The sequence below is a fragment of the Sphingobacterium kyonggiense genome, from assembly GCF_039536825.1.
GTDB classification, from domain to species: Bacteria; Bacteroidota; Bacteroidia; order Sphingobacteriales; family Sphingobacteriaceae; genus Sphingobacterium; species Sphingobacterium kyonggiense.
Window position 1 is genome coordinate 216230 of the sequence record NZ_BAAAZI010000004.1, and the last position, 21064, is coordinate 237293.

Here is a 21064-nt window from a genome sequence, read left to right on the forward strand (position 1 = left end):
AGTTAAAGCTGTATGTGAAAGCTTAAGAAGGTTTAAGGCCTTCTTAAGCTCTATTTGCTTGATTAATCCAATGTGATATCTAAACCTAATCCGCGTAGTTCGTGTACCAATACGTTGAACGATTCTGGTACTGATGGTGTAGGAAGGTTGTTACCTTTTACGATTGCCTCGTAAGTTTTAGCACGTCCTACTACATCATCCGATTTCACGGTCAAGATCTCTTGAAGGATATTTGATGCACCGAATGCCTCTAATGCCCAAACCTCCATCTCACCGAAACGCTGACCACCGAATTGAGCCTTACCACCTAATGGCTGTTGAGTAATCAATGAGTATGGTCCAATTGAACGAGCGTGCATTTTGTCATCTACCATGTGTCCTAATTTCAACATGTAGATTACACCTACCGTAGTTGGTTGGTCAAAACGCTCTCCAGTTAATCCATTGTACAAGTATGTACGACCAGATTTTGGTAAGCCTGCTTTTTCTACCCACTCTTCTACTTGATCCATTTCTGCACCATCGAAGATCGGAGTAGCAAACTTAACACCTAATTTCTGCCCAGCCCATCCTAATACAGTCTCATAGATCTGTCCAAGGTTCATACGCGAAGGTACCCCTAGTGGGTTCAACACGATATCTACTGGTGTACCATCTTCTAAGAATGGCATATCTTCATCTCTTACGATACGAGCAACAATACCTTTGTTACCGTGACGACCAGCCATCTTATCACCAACTTTCAATTTACGTTTCTTCGCCACGTAAACCTTAGCCATCTGAACAATTCCTGATGGAAGCTCATCCCCTACAGAGATTGCGAATTTCTCACGTTTGAATGCACCTAACTCCTCATTTACTTTAATGCTGTAGTTGTGTAGTGCATACTTGATCATCTCGTTCTTGTCATCATCAGTAGTCCATCCTGTTGGATTTACATTGTTGTAGTCAAGATCTTGAAGGATCTTCTGTGTGAATTTAGCACCTTTAGCTACTAAAAGTTCTTTGTATACATTGTAAATACCTTGAGAGGTTTTACCGTTTACAATAGTGAATAATTTATCCACTAAACGATCTTTCAATATTTTGATGTTTTTATCGTGTGCTACTTCTAATTTCTCTAAAGCTTTACGCTCTACTTCTTTAGACATTTTCTTCGCACGGGAGAATAATTTCGTGTCGATAACCACACCTTTGATAGAAGGTGGAGTTTTTAAGGACGCATCCTTAACATCACCGGCTTTATCACCGAAGATCGCACGTAATAATTTCTCTTCTGGTGAAGGATCAGACTCTCCTTTAGGAGTAATCTTACCAATTAAGATATCACCTTCGCCAACCTCAGCTCCGATACGGATAATACCGTTCTCGTCTAAGTCTTTTGTAGCTTCTTCAGATACGTTTGGAATATCAGCAGTTAATTCCTCTTCACCACGTTTTGTATCACGTACTTCCAATTCGAACTCTTCAATGTGTAAAGAAGTGAACAAATCTTGAGATACAACACGCTCAGAAATTACGATCGCATCCTCAAAGTTATATCCTTGCCAAGGCATGAATGCAACTTTCAAGTTACGGCCTAATGCTAATTCTCCGTCTTCTGTAGCATATCCCTCACATAATACCTGACCTTTGCTTACTTGCTGACCTTTTCTTACGATAGGTTTCAAGTTGATACAGGTATTCTGGTTGGTTTTCTTGAATTTCGTTAATTTATAGACTTTAACGTCCTCATCAAATGATACCAAACGGTCATTCTCAGTACGGTCATAGCGGATATGGATTTCTTGAGCATCCACGTATTCTACTACACCATTACCTTCTGCATTGATTAAGGTACGTGAGTCTTTAGCCACACGAGCTTCCAATCCTGTTCCCACAACTGGAGCTTGAGGACGTAATAAAGGCACTGCCTGACGTTGCATGTTCGATCCCATCAAGGCACGGTTAGCATCATCGTGTTCCAAGAAAGGAATCAATGAAGCCGCGATTGAAGTAATCTGGTTAGGAGCAACGTCCATATAGTCTAATTTCTCAGGCTCGATAATCGGGAAATCACCCTCATAACGTGCTTTAACTTTCGCATCTAAGAAATTACCTTTATCATCATATATCGCATTCGCTTGCGCGATTGTTTTATCATCTTCATCTTCTGCCGATAAATAAACTACAGGCTCATCAACAACAACTTTACCGTCTTGAACTTTACGATAAGGTGTTTCGATAAATCCTAAGTTATTGATCTTAGCGTGTACCGAAAGGGAAGAAATCAAACCAATGTTTGGACCCTCTGGTGTTTCAATCGTACATAGACGACCATAGTGCGTATAATGCACGTCACGAACCTCGAAACCAGCACGTTCACGAGAAAGACCACCTGGACCTAAAGCTGAAAGACGACGTTTGTGCGTAATCTCCGCTAATGGGTTTGTTTGGTCCATGAACTGTGATAACTGGTTAGTTCCGAAGAACGAGTTAATCACAGAAGACAAGGTACGAGCATTGATCAAGTCGGTTGGAGTGAACACCTCGTTATCACGAATGTTCATACGCTCACGAATGGTACGAGCCATACGCGCTAAACCTACACCGAATTGAGCATATAATTGCTCACCTACTGTACGAACACGACGGTTTGACAAGTGATCGATATCATCCACTTCCGCTTTCGAGTTGATCAAGTTGATCAAGTACTTCACGATCGCGATAATATCTTCACGAGTTAACACCTTCGTTTCCGAATCTGTCTCTAAGTTTAATTTACGGTTGATACGGTATCTACCTACATCACCTAAATCATAACGTTTGTCAGAGAAGAATAAACGGTCGATGATACCACGAGCAGTTTCCTCATCAGGTGGTTCAGCGTTACGTAATTGGCGATAGATGTGCTCCACAGCCTCTTTCTCTGAGTTCGAAGTATCCTTCTGTAATGTATTGTATATAATGGAATAGTCCGCATTGTTTGATTCATCTTCTTTGGTAAGGATGATGGATTTTACGCCAGCATCAATGATCAAGTCAATGTGGTCTTCTTCTAAAACAGTTTCGCGTTCAAGGATGATTTCATTACGGTCGATGGATACTACTTCACCTGTATCTTCATCAACGAAATCTTCCGTCCACTTGTTCAATACCCTAGCCGCTAAACGACGACCAACGTATTTCTTCAAACCAGTTTTGCTAACTTTTACTTCATCAGCTAAATCGAACAATTCTAGGATATCTTTATCCGAATCAAATCCGATTGCGCGTAACAAGGTAGTAACTGGGAATTTTTTCTTACGATCGATATAGGCATACATCACGTTGTTAACGTCTGTAGCAAACTCGATCCAAGAACCTTTAAAAGGAATTACCCTAGCAGAATAAAGTTTAGTACCATTTGTATGTCTACTTTGACCGAAGAACACACCAGGGGAACGGTGTAATTGAGAAACGATTACACGCTCAGCACCATTGATTACAAAGGTACCTTTTGGAGTCATGTAAGGGATAGTTCCTAAATATACATCCTGTACAATAGTTTCGAAGTCTTCGTGTTCTTCATCATTACAAGACAACTTCAGTTTTGCCTTCAAAGGCACGCTGTAAGTTAATCCACGCTCAATACATTCTTGGATGTCATAGCGCGGCGGATCAATGAAATAATCCAAAAACTCGAGCACAAAGATGTTTCTTGAATCAGAAATAGGGAAGTTTTCTGCGAAAACCTTGTAAAGCCCTTCCTGATGGCGGTTGTCCGAAGTAGTTTCTAATTGAAAAAACTCCCTGAAAGACTCTAATTGTACATCCAAGAAATCCGGATAATCGATTACCTTCTTACTGGTTGCAAAATTTACTCTTTCTTGTTGAATTTTATTGTTTGCCAAGGGAATAAGTATTTAGTTTTAAAAAACTGAGCTAACATAGCTGATTTGGTCTTCCGATCTGGTCTCAGCGAAAACGCAGATCCATGTTGTTGCTAATAAACAGGAATAGACTCTGACAGGAAACCTATCAGAGTCTAAGTTTTTGGCGCTTTATGCGAGATTATTTAATCTCAACTACAGCTCCAGCTTCTTCTAGTTGTTTTTTCAAAGCTTCAGCTTCGTCTTTAGAAACACCAGTTTTTAATTCTTTAGGTGCACCGTCAACTAAGTCTTTTGCTTCTTTCAAACCTAAACCAGCTAAATCTTTAACTAATTTCACTACAGCTAATTTCTGACCACCAGCTTCTTTCAAGATAACGTCAAATGAAGTTTTCTCTTCAGCAGCAGCAGCGCCATCACCAGCAGGTGCAGCAGCAACAGCTACAGCAGCAGCAGCAGGCTCAATACCGTATTCGTCTTTTAAGATATCAGCTAATTCTTTAACTTCTTTTACTGTTAAGTTAACTAACTGTTCAGCAAGTTGTTTTAAATCTGCCATTTTATTTTGATTTTTTGAATGTACTTTAAAAAATAATTGTTAATTAAATTGCAACGATCTTTGTTTCGAAAGAGTGATCGTTAGCCTCTTTCTTCTAATGCTTTTACTAAGCCTGAAATTGTATTTCCGCCTGATTGAAGTGCAGAAATAACGTTCTTCGCAGGAGACTGAAGTAATGAAATAACGTCCGCGATAAGTTCCTCTTTAGATTTAAGATTCACTAATGCATCAAGTTGGTTGTCACCAATGAACGCAGTTTCTTGAATATACGCTGCTTTCAATACTGGTTTTTCACCTTCTTTACGTAATTGTTTGATCAATTTTGCTGGAGCATTGTTTGTCTCAGCAAACAATAATGTAGATGCTCCTTTTAATACGCCAAAGATCTCTTCAGAGTCAACACCTGCTTCTAACAATGCCTTCTTGATCAAGGTGTTTTTCACAACTTGGATCTCGATGTTTTGCTCGAAACATTTGCGACGAATGTTATTCACTTTATCAACAGATAAATCCGCAGTATCGGTAATATAGAAACTACCGTAAGATTTAATCTGCTCTGCTAAAGCTTGAACAATTTCATGTTTAAGTTCTTTTCTCATGATTAAATTCCTACTACTGATTTAGTTTCTACATGAATACCTGGACTCATGGTTGATGAAATGTGAATACTCTTGAAGTACGTTCCTTTAGCTGCAGATGGTTTCAAACGAGCTAACGTTTGCAATACCTCTAATGCGTTATCATAGATTTTATCTGCATCGAAAGACACTTTACCAACTGAAGTGTGGATGATACCGGTTTTGTCAACTTTGAAATCGATCTTACCAGCCTTAACTTCGGTAACAGCTTTACCAACTTCGGTAGTTACTGTACCAGTTTTAGGGTTAGGCATCAAGTTTCTTGGACCTAAAATACGACCCAATTTACCTACTTTCGCCATAACACTAGGCATAGTGATGATAATGTCAACGTCAGTCCAACCACCTTCGATTTTGCTGATGTAGTCGTCAAGACCTACGTAGTCCGCACCTGCTGCTTTAGCTTCTTCTTCCTTATCAGGAGTACATAAAACTAAAACACGAACTGTCTTACCAGTTCCGTGAGGTAATGTTGCGATACCACGAACCATTTGATTTGCTTTACGAGGATCTACGCCCAAACGAACGTCGATATCCACTGAAGCATCAAACTTGGTATTGGTGATTTCTTTAACTAAAGCCGAAGCTTCTTTTAAAGTATACGCCTTACCAGCTTCAATTTTGGATAGTGCCGCTTTTTGATTTTTTGTTAATCTAGCCACTTTCTTAAACTGATTTCGTTAATTAATTTTTCCAAGGAGCATCACCAGATACGGTAATACCCATACTACGTGCTGTACCTGCAACCATTTTCATAGCTGACTCAACGGTAAATGCGTTCAAATCCGGCATCTTATCTTCTGCGATAGTCTTTACTTGATCCCAAGTAATGCTAGCCACCTTCTTACGGTTTGGCTCTCCTGATCCAGATTTTAATTTAGCTGCGTCTTTTAATTGAACAGCCACTGGTGGAGTCTTGATGATAAAATCAAAAGATTTGTCGGCATATACAGTGATTACAACAGGTAATACTTGACCTGGTTTGTCTTGCGTACGAGCGTTGAATTGCTTACAGAAATCCATGATGTTAACACCTTTAGCACCTAATGCAGGTCCTACTGGTGGAGATGGATTCGCAGCACCGCCCTTCACTTGTAATTTTACTAACGCACTGACTTCTTTTGCCATTTTTTTTGTGATTTAATTTGTTAAATGTTTGTTAGTAAGTTGGAAGCATAACGTAACATTTACTTTCTCGATGGCTTTCAAACGTAGTTTTACAACCAAACGAGGTGCAAAGATATATATAATTCTGATAATAAAAAAGTATTTTTCACTTTTTTATCACAGCATACTCAGAGCCTTAAAAAGAAAAGCCTCGATCGTATAATCGAGGCTTTATATCTTGTTCAGGTAAGATTACTCTTTTTCTACCTGCATGTAGTTCAACTCAAGTGGTGTCTTACGTCCGAATACTTTAACCATAACGGTAAGTTTCTTCTTATCTTCATGCACCTCTTCGATTTCACCGGTGAAACCATTGAATGGTCCATCGCTTACTTTCACTGTTTCCCCAACATAGTAAGGAACATTGATCGATTCGCCTTGCTCAGCCATCTCATCCACCTTACCTAAAATACGATTTACCTCAGCTGGACGAAGTGGGATTGCATTACCTGCTTTATCGCCTAAGAATCCGATGACACTGTTCACATTTTTGATTGCGTGTTCAATCTCACCATCTAAAGCCGCTTCGATCAAAACATATCCAGGGTAATAGTTACGCTCTTTAGCAACTTTCTTTCCATCACGCATTTGGTAATATTTCTCCATTGGAATTAAAACCTGCGTTACTAAATGCTGAATACCCAAACGATTGATTTCAGCTTCAAGATATTGCTTAACTTTTTTCTCTTTCCCGCTCACAGCACGTACCACGTACCATTTTAAACTTTGATCTGCCATAATTATCTATTGGAATTAGAAAATTAAGAAGCCGTATTGTATAACAACTCCATGATGTTGCTCGACGCTTTATCCATTACGAAGATTAATAAAGCGATAATAAGTGATGCAACAAGCACAATCACAGCATGACTCTGTAATTGCGACCAGGTAGGCCAAGTCACTTTCTCAGTGATCTCTGTATAAGAGTCCTTAAAAAAACCGAATACTTTTGCCATTTGAATTTTTTCTAAGTTTATTAGCACGGGCACCAGGATTCGAACCCAGATCAAAGGTTTTGGAGACCTCTATTCTACCATTGAACTATGCCCGTGTAGATTTTTTTGATGTTGCAAATATAGCTTTTAAACCGTATTACAACAAATATTATTTCACTTTTCTTGCGATTTCTGCAAGCTTTCTTGGTTAGAAAAAATAAGCTAATCAGCCTGAGCTAATTAGCTTATTTTCTATTTTGATAATCGATATAGATTATGCTAAGATTTCAGTTACCTGACCAGCACCTACTGTACGACCACCCTCACGGATAGCGAAACGTAGACCTTTTTCCATAGCGATAGCGTTGATCAACTTAACAGTGATTGTAACGTTATCACCTGGCATAACCATCTCAGTTCCTTCTTCTAGAGAGATCTCTCCAGTTACGTCTGTCGTACGGAAGTAGAATTGAGGACGGTATTTGTTGAAGAATGGCGTGTGACGTCCACCTTCTGCTTTTGATAATACGTAAACCTCAGCTTTGAAGTCTGTGTGAGGAGTTACTGAACCTGGTTTACAGATAACCATACCACGACGGATATCAGTTTTCTCAATACCACGTAACAATAAACCTACGTTATCACCTGCTTCACCGTAATCTAAGATTTTACGGAACATCTCAACACCTGTTACTGTAGATTTCAAGTTCTCAGCACCCATACCTAAGATCTCAACTGGATCACCAGAGTTGATTACACCTCTTTCGATACGACCAGTTGCAACAGTACCACGACCAGTGATCGAGAATACGTCTTCGATAGGCATCAAGAAAGGAAGATCTGTCAAACGTGGAGGAATTGGAATGTAGTTATCTACAGCGTCCATTAATTCCATGATTGAATCTACCCACTGAGTCTCACCGTTCAATGCACCTAATGCAGAACCTTTGATTACTGGAACATCGTCACCTGGGAATTCGTAGAATGATAACAACTCACGAACTTCCATTTCAACTAAGTCTAATAACTCAGAGTCATCAACTAAGTCAACTTTGTTCAAGAATACTACTAACGCAGGAACACCTACCTGACGAGCTAATAGAATGTGCTCGCGAGTTTGAGGCATAGGACCATCTGTAGCAGCAACTACGATGATAGCACCGTCCATCTGCGCAGCACCAGTTACCATGTTCTTAACGTAATCGGCGTGTCCAGGACAGTCTACGTGTGCATAGTGACGGTTAGCTGTTTGGTATTCTACGTGCGAAGTGTTGATTGTGATACCACGCTCTTTTTCTTCAGGAGCAGAGTCAATTGAATCAAATGAACGAGCTTCTGAAAAACCTTTATCAGCTAATACTTTAGTGATAGCAGCTGTTGTAGTTGTTTTACCGTGGTCAACGTGACCGATAGTACCAATGTTTAAGTGCGGTTTACTACGGTCAAATTTCTCTTTTGCCATGTTTATGCGAATTAGTAATTATAAAATATTTCCTTTAATTATCTTACAAAGTTAAATAAAACTATTGTATTCGAGCCAAAGATGGGATTTGAACCCACGACCTCTTCCTTACCAAGGAAGTGCTCTACCCCTGAGCTACTTCGGCTTAAAAAACCTTTATCTACAGATATAAGCCTCTACCCTTTTAATATTCTGATTGAAAAAGAAGAGAGACCTAGATTTGTTTTATAAATTGAGCGGAAGACGAGGTTCGAACTCGCGACCTATAGCTTGGAAGGCTATCGCTCTACCAACTGAGCTACTTCCGCTTGTTGTTCGACACTCGAGAATATAGAGTTCAACTCTACGGAATGCAAACATCATTTGATGTGGAGGGAGAAGGATTCGAACCTTCGAAGCCGAAGCAACGGATTTACAGTCCGTCCCATTTGACCGCTCTGGAACCCCTCCAGACCAGCAACTTACGTCGCTTTTGAGCCTCCTATCGGAATCGAACCAATGACCTACTGATTACAAGTCAGTTGCTCTACCAGCTGAGCTAAGGAGGCGTATTTTTAATTTAATAAAACTCTCTGTTAAAGAACGGCTATCTCTGGATAGCGAGTGCAAAAATCTAATATTTATCTGATATTCGCAAGTTTTATTTTTATTTTTTTTTCTCTTTAAGAACATTCAAAACTTTCGACCCGTTGTCCCCGTTTTGATGATGCAAAGATAGCTAACCAATGAACATATCAAAAATATTTAGTCATTTTTTTCTCCCTTGAAAATCATATCCTTGATATGCAAGTAAATAATTTTCATTTTTCATTCCTTTCTATACCCTATATTTGTGCATGATTCATACCTTTTACCAAAAATATTACCGAAAATTTATCGTAACATCTCTATGTTTACTGCTCACTGTACCCCATTTACAGGCACAAGAGCAACAAAATATCGTTCAAAAAATCATAAAAAAATTCGTCTCCGCTAAAAAAGACTCCTCCAGGTCCGCCAGTTTTATGGTTCTCCCAGCAATTGGATATGCTCAAGAAACCGGATTTGAATACGGCATCGCCGGAACTTACGATTTCTATATGGACAAAGAAGATCTAATGAGCAGGACTTCCAACCTCACCCTCATCGGAACTTTAACCACCAAAAAACAAAAAAACATCAAATTGACCTCCGATCTATGGACAAAGAATAACGATTACCATATTCTTTCTGAACTCCGTTATCGCGATTGGCCATTTAATTTCTACGGATTAGGTAATGATACCTGGAAAGATGATGAGGATTACCTCGATCAAAAGCTTTACCGTATTAAGGTTGATGCCGAACGCAAGATTATCCCCAATGTATATGCCGGATTGAATGTCACCTATGAGCATTTCAAGTTCCAAGACATGGAAGCAGGAGGTGTGTTTGAATCTCCCGAAGTTTATGGAAAAGATGGCGGACAATACCTAGCTCTAGGAGCGTCTGCACTTTATGATACCCGAAATTTCACGAACTACACCACAAAAGGTCTGTATGCGCGGATTAAATATGCCTACGCACCAAAATTCTTTGCCAATGATGATTTTACAGGTAGCCAAACTGAAGTCGATATCCGCGGCTTCTATCCCATCAGCAATAAATTCACATTAGCCGCTCAAGGCCTCTATCGAGGTACCCACAGCAAGAACGTGCCATTTTATGTCATGCGCGACCTCGGAGGCGATATGACCATGCGTGGCTACTACCTAGGCCGCTATAAAGACAAAAACTACCTTACAGGACAAGCGGAAATCCGCTATAGAGTACACCCAAGAATAGGTGCTACAGGCTTTGTCGGTGCAGGGAGCACCTTCTCCGACGAACATAAAGCAAGAGTCCTCCCATCCTATGGTGCAGGATTACGCTATTTCTTTAGCCTAGAACACAACAGCAGCATCCGTTTCGACTATTCCTATGGAGAAAAAAGACCAGGTGAAAAAAGACAATCTGGCTTTTACCTGAGCATTAGTGAAGCATTTTAAGAGATGTGAGACCGCTGCGCTGTTAGATATGAGATAGGAGATAGTACGGGTGTTAGGATAAATTAACTTTTCACTTAGTACATTTCCCTAAACCCCCAGTAAGTCTAAATTCTGGTGTCTTTCGTCTGTTGTCTTTTGTCTTTCATCTACCTTCTATCACCTCAACAAAAAATGCTCTTTCCTTTGCCCATTACGGTGAAGTAAAATACCGAAGGAGAACAAATCAATAGAAACAATCACCTCTTTTTGCTGCCATAAAGCTTGCCAAGGTTTAAAATGTTTTTTTTTGTGGGGTTGATCAATAATCAGCATCTTTCCCGCTCGAATAGCCTTCAGAAGCGTTTCAGGCTCATATTGTTGAATATCTTTGATCCAAATAGCTTGAGCATTCAAATCTTCTAGATCATCAGAAAGCCGATCTATTTTCCAATAGCTCAGAATTTTATTTAATAAAGCCTTATACTTCGGATTAAAACCTTCGGGATACTGAACTTGATGGTTTGACTGAAAAGACTTGTTATAGATGGCTTCATCGGCTAAGGCATACACAAAAGGCGAATGCGTGCCGTGCCGGCTGTTGGATACCAGATAATGACGAATGTATTTTAGGAAGTACCACATGGATGCCTCAAAAATACAAAAAGCTTTAGAATTGCAAGGTGAATGTACTTCCTGCACCTTCCTCACTATCCACCGAAAGATTGCCTTGGTGCATCAGCATAATCTGCTTACTTAGCGTTAAGCCTACACCTGTACCGGTTTTCTTAGTCGTAAAGAATGGCGTAAATATCTGCTCTTGAAGCTCCTGACTCATTCCGACACCATTATCCTGAATTTTAATCTGAACAGAATCTTTTTGCTCCACAGCTGATAAACTGATGTATGGGTTCTCCTTATCTTTCACAGCCTCTATCGCATTCAACAACAAATTGATGATGACCTGTTCAATCAAGTTGATGTCTGCCTGTATAACCAAACGCGTATTTTTGATGATAATATCCAGGTCGATATTCTTTTGCATCAAGGTAGGTTCCAATAACTGATAGATACTTTCAAAGAGCTGCAGCACCTGAATATCGCCATATTGCGGCTGATCAACCTTATTGATCATACGGTAGCTTTTCGCAAATTGCAGCAGTCCTTCGCTTCGCCTCTTAATGGTATAAATCCCCAATTTTAGGTCTTCCAAGTCTTCTTCCGCAGTCCAATGTTCTAAGCGCTGATGCAATGTTTCGGCCAATGAGCTGATTGGACCAATGGAATTCATAATCTCATGCGTCAATACTCGCAATAATTTATGCCAAGCTTTGGTTTCTGTCTCATCAATGGCCTCATTAATGTTTTGGTACACCACAATCCTAAAATTCCCCTCTTGCGTTTCAAAACCTGAGCTTTGCATCAATAACTTAATCTTCCCCTTACTGGAATGTACCGTATCCATTTGATGTTTTCCAACCCGCAGTTGCATGGTCTTCTCATACAATTCTCCATGACGCTTCTTCATGCCGGAAATATTTCCCAAATGTGGAACCTGGAATAATTCCTTAAAGGCCTCATTCAACCAAATCACCTTACCGCTCTCCGAATGATAAAATAAGATGGCTGTATCCAGCATATTGATCACCTTATTCAAATATTGGTGCTGCAAGGCTTGATCAATGCTGATATGCTTATACACCTCATTGATCTGATTGAACGCATGAAACAGTTTTCCTTCCGTACTTTTTTGGTTTTTTACCACAAAACGGCGGGTGAAATCCTTATACTTCACGGCTTCAGAAAACTCCAGCAGTTGTTTAAAGAGAAAGCGATGGGAAGAAAATATGTTATAGGCGAATATGGCCAGAACAAAAAACAAGAAGATAGCATAGGTATAGAATCCTTTAAAGAAAAGGTATCCGACCGCAACAGCCGCAGCCATAAGGACCAACATTTTCAAAAAATCGGTTACCGCTAGGCGCATAAATATTACAGGTTATATTTTTCCAATCGACGATATAAGGCAGCCCGAGTAAGGCCCAGTTCTTTTGCAGCTTTACTAATGTTGCCATTGTACCGGTCAATAGCCGACTTAATAGCCTTCCGTTCCATCTCTTCCAAGTTATGCGATGAAAAGACATCAGTAGTAGGCTCTTCCACCTGTTGCTGCTCTATCGGCGAAAACAAAATATCCTCCCCACGAATACTGGACCGATCCGACATAATCACAGCTCGCTCAATGCTGTATTGCAATTCCCGCACATTGCCCGGAAAATGATAGGTCTTCAACTTAGCAATAGCATCCTGCTCTAATCCAGCAATATTTTTGTGGTACTTGCTGTTGTAGAAACTCAAGAAATGTTCGGCTAATAATGGGATATCAGAAATCCGCTCCCGCAGGGGTGGTACTTGAATTTCCAAAGTATTGATACGATAGATTAAATCTTTCCGAAATCTACTTTCATCTGCCAATGCTTTCAATGGGACGTTAGTCGCACTTAACAAGCGTATATCAACTGGAATGGATTGGCTAGAACCCAATGGCACTACTGCCCTATTCTGCAGAACTGAAAGCAATTTAGCCTGCTGTTGTAGGCTGATGTTTCCAATCTCATCCATAAAGAGTGTTCCACCATCAGCATGCTCAAAACGACCCTTACGATCCTCACGAGCATCGGTAAAAGCACCTTTCTTATAACCGAAAAGCTCACTCTCGAATAATGTTTCCGTAAGTGAACCAACATCCACCTTTACATAAGCTTGTTTATGACGCAAGGAACGCTGATGAATAGCGGAAGCAATCAGATCTTTACCTGTTCCATTCTCACCCAAAATAAGAATATTGGCCTCTGTGGGGGCAACCTTATCCAACTTATATTGCAAGTCTTCCATGATGGCAGATTTGCCAATAATGCCGTGTTGGTCACGTGAAACGTTAATAGGATTAGGTTTTTGAACCGGTTTATTCTCGTCTAGTGCGGCTTGTATCGTTTGTAGAAGTTGATCGTTTTGCCAAGGTTTCACAATAAAATCCGATGCTCCTTGTTTCAAGGACTTCACTGCCAGATCTACAGCTCCGTAGGCTGTGATCATAATGACATTGATGTTCGGAAATAAAGATTTTACCTTCGACAACCAAAAAAGTCCTTCATTGCCCGTATTGATGGCACTTTTGAAGTTCATATCCAACAGGACAACGTCCACAGGATTTCGCTCCAAAATATTGATCAGCTTTTCTGGATTATGCTCCACCAAGACTTCCTTAACATGGGGTCGTAAGAGAATTCGCGAAGCAGTTAATAAATCTTGATCGTCGTCTACAACTAAAACAGTAGCCTTTTTCATACCCTCGCTAAGTTAATTATAATTCCAAAGAACCTGCGTAATAATCGTTGATATATTTCTGCATCAACAATTCATACTGCTTGATGATCAATTGACTCTTCACCTGATCCATCTTATTTTTTGCAGTAAGGTATAATACGGAATTGCTATTTCCAGCTTCAAAATGAACTGTCGCAATTCGAAAAGCCTCCATAAAATTGACGTCCTGATCTTTAAGATTTCGAACTTGCTCCTGTGTCATTTGCAAATCAAACACCGCTTGTGCTGTCTTTACCTGAAGGTCATTACGCATAATCTCCACATTAAATCCTGCCTCCTCCAAATCCACTTTCGCCATCCTAACTTGTGTCCTTGTTGCTAATCGATTGAAAATTGGAATACTTAGGTTTAAGCCTATCCCTTTATATAAATTGCCTTTATATTGCGAAGAGAAGGACCCTCCCTCTCGACTGTAGTTAGTACTTAGGCCACCAGATAAGGACAATGATGGAAAATAATCTGACTTCGCTAATTTCACACCTTCTTCCATTTGCTTCTTCCGCCAATCCAAGGCTCTAAATTGAGGCATTACCGATAAGGATTGTTGAAATAGATTTTCAGCAGAAACAACAGGATAGGCAGATGGGATATCCAATTTTACTACAGCCTTCAATTTGCTTGGATCCATGTTTAATAATCCAGCTAGACCAAGCCTAGCTGTATACAATGCTTGTTTGGTCTGTTCGATAGAATTCAATTCGGCACTGAATTGTCCTTTAAGGTCATAATAGTCACCAGGGGCAATATTTCCTTCGCGATTCATCACCTCAGCGCGGTGCAACTGTTCTTTGGTGACTTCAACTTGTCCTTGGATTTGTTTTAACATATCCTGAGCTGTCAATAGCTTGATATATGCCTCAATCACATCCAATTTTAAATCATTGCTCAATCCTTCATACTCCAATTTACCCGCATCTTTCGCATTTGACTGCATACGGATATTATGAAGTATCGCAAATCCATTGAACAAAGGCACATTCATGTTTAAGGACTGTCTACCCGAACTGTTATTATTATCAATATATTGATTGGTTGTTGGGTCGATGGCCCTTCCTTGGGTCAAATCATGGCTGATATTTCCTGATAAAGCCGGTAAGCGATCATATTGCGCTTGCTTATACCGCAAATCAGCTCGATTCACCTGCAATTCCCCACGTTTTAAGCTGGGATTGTTTTTTAAGGCCAAACTGATGCAGTCGGCTAAGGACAGGATGCTGTCCTGCCCTTGAACCCTGCACACTAAACAACAAACAAAAATTATTACAACGATATATACTTTTCTCATGAATCAATTTTCAATATGCATCCACAGCGTGTGCCAAACAACAACACAACTGAATAACAAGCACTTATGAATACCGTTGTTTTAAAATTGTCCATAGACGAACAGCCAAGTGTTCATTAGCGAACAGTGTGTAAAGCTTCTATATCGAATTGATAGTCCAAATATTACACCGGTATTTGCCTTAGGTATTGGTATATTTTGCGTCCATTTTGCTTCGAGACTCGAAGGGAATTTCTTATGATCTGATAGGGATTTTGTTCGGATCTCGTTCGGTCGGAACCGAACGAGATCCGAAGGAGATCCGAACAAGTTCCGAAGGAGATCCGAAAGAGTGGCGAAGAAAACCCCTAGGAATAGATGTGAGATATCAGACCGCTACGCTGTTAGATGTGAGACAGTGGAAAGGAAAAAGTGGAAAGTAGAAAGGGGAAAGACAACAGATTTTAGACCAGTAGGCGGGTTAGGGAAATCGAGGAATAAATCAAGCTGTCAGGATAAACTTAGACTGCTTGAATATTACCAGGAATAGTCTTCTTTAATTTTCAAATTTATACTAACTTTTATTGATAACATATTTATTAATCAATGGAATAAATTCTTGAAATTTAAGAATGCGGTGACTATCATCTACAAATATGCTCTCAACATTTTCTCCAATTTTAACTTTATTTTGATCAATCACTTCATCAAACCTACTTCGTAAAATAAAGCAATCATCAATAGTTGTAATAGTTTGAAGACTTTTAAGGAGTTCTTTAGGAAACGGAAAGTCTGCTATTCTATTAGAAACATCTAACAAAGGGTTTAGCAAAACAAGTTTAACAGACTTATACGTTTTCCCCAGCATCCTTCTAAATTGATAGGCATAGTTTCCACCAGTTGAATCACCTATAATTACGAGGTTACTTACCTTACCATATTTAGAAATTAGGTCAATGAAAAATTGTGGAAAGTCAGTGTTTTTATCCCAAAATGCAAAATGACAGTTATAGATATTTCCTAGTGACTCTTCGATTATTTTAAATTTTCTAGAATTTATATCGGATCCTAAGCCATGAATATATACTAATTCATTCATAAAGTTTGAATTTGAAAGAGAATTGGTTTGAGTAAAACGAAACGAATATTTTGTTTGAATATTTAGACAAGTACTTCATCAGTTTTAATTAGAATATAATTATTCAATAAATCGTTTGTTAACTCTATTTCCTTCATGAATAATTCCGCAAATTGTTTTGGACTAAGCTCCCACCAATGCCTAATCTCTCCTAAGGATGGCTCCGAAAAGGACATTATATTTAGCGGCTTCGAAACGGAACAAAGTGCCTTACTTATAGGTGAATTCACTCGTTTAGTGTAACCAAACTGAGGATGTTGTGTTTGAATATTTTTAAAAAGTTCTAATATTTCTTGTGGTAAGTCGTTTTTATTTGATCCAAAATAATCAGTAGAAACGCAAAAGGTTTTGACTGTTCCTCTCTGGAAATCCAAGCCAAAATTAAAATACTTCCCATTTCCAAGCCTTCTTTCTGGAATGGTAATAATACCTAAGATGGCATCGCCTCTAGTCTCGTTAATATAATAATAACGTTGTGGCGGTAAATTCTTAAGGACTTCTCTAAAATATAATTTTTGGAATAATGTTTCCAATTGGTTTTCACGAATAAACAATTGTAATTCATTCTTTGTATCCATTATTGCCCGTTTTTGAGATTTTTTCAAATTTGCTTCTGAAAACACATTAGGCATGGATTTTGGCTCTTTTAAAAATAAATCGATAGCACCAGTTAATTTCTCGAGTGTATTAATATACTCTTTAAGTATGAAACCTTCTCTCTCTTTAAAGATATGTTCATCTTTTTCCAATTTATTTAAAACTGAAAGCAAATCTCTAAATGATTTATTAATCCAGTCTTGGTTTTCAGAATCTTCATCAATTAAGGTTAAGTAATAAAAACTTCTTTCAACATCACCATAGTGTGAATCAATAAAATTTTTGTATTTATTAAGTTGATCTGAATGTTGGGATGATTTCAATTTGTTTTCAATACATAGAACGATATTGTCTAACTTGATTAGGATGTCTATTGAATCGCTCTCCGTGGATATTTCCACAATATCTTCAGGGTCCTTTAATCCAAAGAAATTTATTAATATCTCTTTTCTACAATAAACAGGATCTTTAAAACCTTGAAAATCCTTGGACAAAATCCAGGCAATCATTTGGGAATGAATTAACTCAGCGTCTGCTAGGCTGATAAATTCAAAGAATGTTCTTTTTGAATACATAAATAATTGTTTTGAAATATAGTAGTTAATTAATGAATTGGTTAAAGTATCTTCGTACTTATTTGTTGTTTATCAATTGCCCCAATCTAGCAAATAACTCTTCAAATGCATAAACGAAAATCAATAAAAATATGATGGGCAATTTTGCTATTAAATGAACGATTTGAAAAAGGTAAAAAACAATAAAAAGTATTTGTTTATTCAAAGAGGTTAACATAAATATTAATGCTATTAATTTTTAAGGGAATAATATAATATGCTATAAAACAAAAGAGATATCTCAAAACTAAAATGGTTTAGTCCCAAACTTTTATTTTGTTGTATAGAATTTGATGAATTATTTATTGGATGAGGTAGCATAGGAAAAGAATGCCTTTCCAATTTATTTAATAAAACAGCGCTTATTATTTGAATAAATAACTGGATAAATAATCCAATTATTCCATAAAAGAGCCATCCCTTTTCTTTTTTCAAATAAAGAATTTGTAGCCTAAATAGAATTTTATAGAATTGATTTTGGAGGGAGAACAGAGCCAAGTTCTTATACCTAATGTATTGTGCAAGCATATCTATCAATTTTTTTTCGATATTATACTCTTATAAGAACAAAAGTTTCATTTGCGAACGAAAAAAATAAAATTCTTTCTAAATCGTGAACACTCTACTTGAGGAACCCAATATAGACCAATTTTATTAAAAACAAAGTCTTAATATTCAAGAATGATATTAGAAAATTGATGAAACTACTTTTTATTTATAAAATAATTATAAGTATTGTTTCATAGCGGTCGATGCATGCATCGACCCTACAAACATTCGTGAATTAATTGATTCCTTTCACCATAACCGCAGGGTCGAAGCATGCTTCGACCGCTAATACGCTCAAAAAATCTATCCCGCCAATAGGTCTAAATACTTTATACTATCGACTAAATATTGCCCGTAGGGCAAATCACTCATCCCTCAGGCTCTTTACCGGATTTGCTTTTGCGGCAAAGTAAGTTTTGGAAAGCAGTATCAAGGTTGCTACTAGTAGTAATCCTAATGCAGATAATGGGAATAGCCACCAGTTAATATCCATCTTATAAGTAAAGTTTTCTAGCCATTTGCTTCCAAAGTACCAAGCGATTGGGAAGGCGATAAGGCAGGCTATCCCCACCAATGACAACAGGTTCTTCAACAATAGTGCAATAATCTGTGATATGGAAGCCCCTAAGACCTTGCGAATACCGATCTCTTTGGTTCGTTGATTGGCGGTAAACAAACCTAAGCCGAAAAGTCCTAAACCTGCTATTAGAATTGATAAGCCCATTGCCCAGGTTAACAATTTAGATAGTTGCTTATCTTTGGTATAGAAGCTTTCCACCGTATCATCAATAAATTTGAATTCAAAAGTATCGTTTGGAAATACTGCATTAAATTCCTTGGAGATTTTATCTGTTGCTTTGGACCAAGTTTCAGGATGCTGCTTATCTAGCCGTACATGAATCACATAACCTTCGGACGATCCATAATAAATAATCGGGCGATTAGTCTGGCGGGCGGTGGTCATGTCAAAATCTTTCATAACCCCTACAATTGTCATCTGCCCTTCATTTAAAGTTTTCCCTAATGCTTCTTGTGGATTTTGGAATTTGAAGAATTCTAAGCTTCGTTCGTTGATCAACACCTCCTGAAGGGAATCGCGGACAATAATATTGCGTCCTGCAACTAAAGGGATATCATAAACGGAAAGGAAATTCTCATCCCCATTGCGCATATCGATTTGTTTGGTGTCCTTTTCATCGGACTGATCCAATACAACAGAGGTGGTCATTTGTCCCATAACCGCTGGAGAATGATTACCAAAGCTTACTTTTTGGACTTCGGGTATCTGTGCGATTCTGTTCTTAAGTACATTTCCCTTTGCTGCGTTTTGGTAGGAACCGGGAATAAAGAAATTAAGTACAGCATCTTTCTCAAATCCCATATCTCGTTGGGATACATACTTCACTTGCTGAACAACGATTAACACACAGATCAAAAATACTTGCGCTAAAGCAAATTGAAAAACAGTCATCAACTTACGAACCCAATTACTACGACTTAGATTGCTGTTCTTGCCTGCTTGATTTTTCATGGCAAGTACAGGAGAATAGCCTGTTAATATCCATGCAGGATAAAATCCAGCCAATAGGGTCACAATGATCAATTGCCCCAAGAGGAATACAATAGCAAGGGGAGTGAATAAATTCGCTAATTCTAGTCCTTCAGGTATAAATCCATCGAACGCTTTTAATAAAATCGGAGTTAACACAATGGATAATAAAGTAGCAGTTAAAGCGATGAGGAAGGTTTCAACAAGAAATTGCATTGTCAGTTTTCCCTTAGTGCTTCCCAAGGTCTTACGAATACCAATTTCTTTGGCTCGTTCGGTAGATTGTGCAGTGGAAAGATTGATGAAATTGATTACACCTAGGGCAAGTAAAAACACAGCTAATAAAATAAGGTTTCTTAATGTCTCCGGTTTACTAGCGTTATAATTGAAATCTGAATTAAAATGTACATCAGCTAAGGGCTGAAGCATAAACTTATCCTCAAATCCCTCATTCATTTTCTTATTCTTCTTGGTCAATTCAACTATTGTTTTTTCGACATCTGCGGGTTTAGTTCCTTCAGGTATCTTAACCAATACGTTGTTGATATCGTTATAATTCGTCCAAGAGTCCCAGGCAAAAATAGTTTTTAGAGAAGGGAACATCGGAATAGTAGGCATGGAGATAAAACCCTGAAAACTAAAATCAGAATTCTCCTTAAAGTCAGCGACTACACCGGCTACTTGTAGGTTTATCGAATCCATAAATATAAGGGTATTCCCAATTACATCCTGTGACGTTTGTCCAGGGAAGAAACGATTCTTATTGCTTTCTGTCAATACGATTTTTTGCGGTTCATTTAGTTGTTTGGCATCACCAGCTAACCATCTAGAAGGATATAATTCAAAATATTTACTATTCGTAAAACCTAATTTATTTCCTTTATGGAATACTTGTAAATCCTCAGACTTTGCTTTGGGAACAGCAATTTTCTCCAAGTAGGTTTTAATAACAGGTACGACCAACTCGATATTCGTAGCCTCTTCTTCCATGGGTTTAATCAATGGAAGCATCACCCCAGGAATCTTAAAAGTTCCTACGCTATTTACACGATAAACCCTATCCCCATTGGGAACATGCTTATCAAAACTATAGTCGTGCTGCACAAAAAGAAAAATTACCAAGGTGGCACTAATGCCTATTGCTAAGCTGACCACATTGATTAAGGTCATTAACTTGTGCTTCTGGATATTGCGAAGGGCGGTTTTGAAGTTCATGGTTAGAGTTTTTAGACAACAGATATCAGACAACAGATTTTAGACTTTTTCGGTCAATACTGCTATGTAGATATCTATTGTGTTGTTTTAATTTATTATTTCTTTCTTTATCCTGTTTAATATCTGGAGTCTGTTGTCTGATGTCTCTCGTCTGATG

16 protein-coding genes and 5 tRNA genes are annotated in these 21064 nt (G+C 38.4%); 1 reads left to right on the top strand and 20 read right to left on the bottom strand.

Features of this window, described 5'->3' with window-relative positions; all coding sequences use genetic code 11:
* Positions 1-62: 62 nt before the first annotated feature.
* From rpoB to ABD676_RS02110, 13 genes are all read right to left on the bottom strand, one after another.
* Positions 63-3872, bottom strand: a complete 3810-nt coding sequence (gene rpoB, locus ABD676_RS02050) for a DNA-directed RNA polymerase subunit beta (RefSeq protein ID WP_344673010.1) — start codon at positions 3870-3872, stop codon at positions 63-65.
* Between the two features lie 160 nt (positions 3873-4032).
* The gene (gene rplL, locus ABD676_RS02055; RefSeq protein WP_344673011.1) at positions 4033-4410 is read right to left on the bottom strand and encodes a 50S ribosomal protein L7/L12; all 378 of its coding nucleotides are present in this window, start codon (positions 4408-4410) and stop codon (positions 4033-4035) included.
* Positions 4411-4490: 80 nt separating this feature from the next.
* On the bottom strand, positions 4491-5009 hold the full coding sequence (gene rplJ, locus ABD676_RS02060; protein WP_344673012.1) for a 50S ribosomal protein L10: 519 nt from the start codon (positions 5007-5009) through the stop codon (positions 4491-4493).
* 2 nt (positions 5010-5011) lie between these two features.
* Complete coding sequence (rplA, locus tag ABD676_RS02065) at positions 5012-5710, bottom strand: 50S ribosomal protein L1 (RefSeq protein WP_344673013.1); 699 nt, start codon at positions 5708-5710, stop codon at positions 5012-5014.
* Between the two features lie 22 nt (positions 5711-5732).
* A complete protein-coding gene (gene rplK / locus ABD676_RS02070; protein ID WP_149526995.1) occupies positions 5733-6176 on the bottom strand; it encodes a 50S ribosomal protein L11 in 444 nt (147 codons plus the stop codon).
* 231 nt (positions 6177-6407) lie between these two features.
* On the bottom strand, positions 6408-6953 hold the full coding sequence (gene nusG / locus ABD676_RS02075) for a transcription termination/antitermination protein NusG (RefSeq protein ID WP_099365880.1): 546 nt from the start codon (positions 6951-6953) through the stop codon (positions 6408-6410).
* A 23-nt stretch (positions 6954-6976) separates the two neighbouring features.
* Positions 6977-7171 (bottom strand): preprotein translocase subunit SecE, encoded by a 195-nt coding sequence (secE, locus tag ABD676_RS02080; protein WP_344673014.1) that lies wholly within the window; start codon positions 7169-7171, stop codon positions 6977-6979.
* 24 nt (positions 7172-7195) lie between these two features.
* Positions 7196-7266, bottom strand: a tRNA-Trp gene (locus tag ABD676_RS02085).
* A gap of 158 nt (positions 7267-7424) precedes the next feature.
* A complete protein-coding gene (gene tuf, locus ABD676_RS02090; RefSeq protein WP_344673015.1) occupies positions 7425-8612 on the bottom strand; it encodes an elongation factor Tu in 1188 nt (395 codons plus the stop codon).
* A gap of 73 nt (positions 8613-8685) precedes the next feature.
* Positions 8686-8757: transfer RNA gene (locus tag ABD676_RS02095), tRNA-Thr, on the bottom strand.
* A gap of 90 nt (positions 8758-8847) precedes the next feature.
* A tRNA-Gly gene (locus ABD676_RS02100) sits at positions 8848-8920 on the bottom strand.
* Between the two features lie 61 nt (positions 8921-8981).
* A tRNA-Tyr gene (locus ABD676_RS02105) sits at positions 8982-9062 on the bottom strand.
* A 25-nt stretch (positions 9063-9087) separates the two neighbouring features.
* Positions 9088-9160, bottom strand: a tRNA-Thr gene (locus ABD676_RS02110).
* A 288-nt stretch (positions 9161-9448) separates the two neighbouring features.
* Between ABD676_RS02110 and ABD676_RS02115 the strand changes: the two genes are divergently transcribed.
* Positions 9449-10618: a BamA/TamA family outer membrane protein gene (locus ABD676_RS02115; RefSeq protein WP_344673016.1), complete on the top strand. Its 1170-nt coding sequence runs from the start codon at positions 9449-9451 to the stop codon at positions 10616-10618.
* Between the two features lie 156 nt (positions 10619-10774).
* Here the strand turns inward: ABD676_RS02115 and ABD676_RS02120 are convergent, their stop codons facing one another.
* The 7 genes from ABD676_RS02120 to ABD676_RS02150 all read right to left on the bottom strand — a co-directional run bounded on the left by ABD676_RS02120 (position 10775) and on the right by ABD676_RS02150 (position 20907).
* On the bottom strand, positions 10775-11239 hold the full coding sequence (locus tag ABD676_RS02120; RefSeq protein WP_344673017.1) for a hypothetical protein: 465 nt from the start codon (positions 11237-11239) through the stop codon (positions 10775-10777).
* Positions 11240-11264: 25 nt separating this feature from the next.
* Positions 11265-12581 carry a sensor histidine kinase gene (locus tag ABD676_RS02125; protein WP_344673018.1) on the bottom strand — a complete coding sequence of 439 codons (1317 nt, stop codon included), beginning with the start codon at positions 12579-12581 and terminating at the stop codon, positions 11265-11267.
* A gap of 5 nt (positions 12582-12586) precedes the next feature.
* Positions 12587-13942 carry a sigma-54-dependent transcriptional regulator gene (locus tag ABD676_RS02130; RefSeq protein ID WP_344673019.1) on the bottom strand — a complete coding sequence of 452 codons (1356 nt, stop codon included), beginning with the start codon at positions 13940-13942 and terminating at the stop codon, positions 12587-12589.
* A 16-nt stretch (positions 13943-13958) separates the two neighbouring features.
* The gene (locus ABD676_RS02135; protein ID WP_344673020.1) at positions 13959-15266 is read right to left on the bottom strand and encodes a TolC family protein; all 1308 of its coding nucleotides are present in this window, start codon (positions 15264-15266) and stop codon (positions 13959-13961) included.
* A 553-nt stretch (positions 15267-15819) separates the two neighbouring features.
* Entirely contained in the window at positions 15820-16344 is a 525-nt protein-coding gene (locus ABD676_RS02140; RefSeq protein ID WP_344673021.1) for a hypothetical protein, read from the bottom strand.
* Between the two features lie 62 nt (positions 16345-16406).
* The gene (locus ABD676_RS02145; protein ID WP_344673022.1) at positions 16407-17555 is read right to left on the bottom strand and encodes a PD-(D/E)XK nuclease family protein; all 1149 of its coding nucleotides are present in this window, start codon (positions 17553-17555) and stop codon (positions 16407-16409) included.
* 952 nt (positions 17556-18507) lie between these two features.
* The gene (locus ABD676_RS02150; RefSeq protein ID WP_344673023.1) at positions 18508-20907 is read right to left on the bottom strand and encodes an ABC transporter permease; all 2400 of its coding nucleotides are present in this window, start codon (positions 20905-20907) and stop codon (positions 18508-18510) included.
* Positions 20908-21064 lie beyond the last annotated feature (157 nt).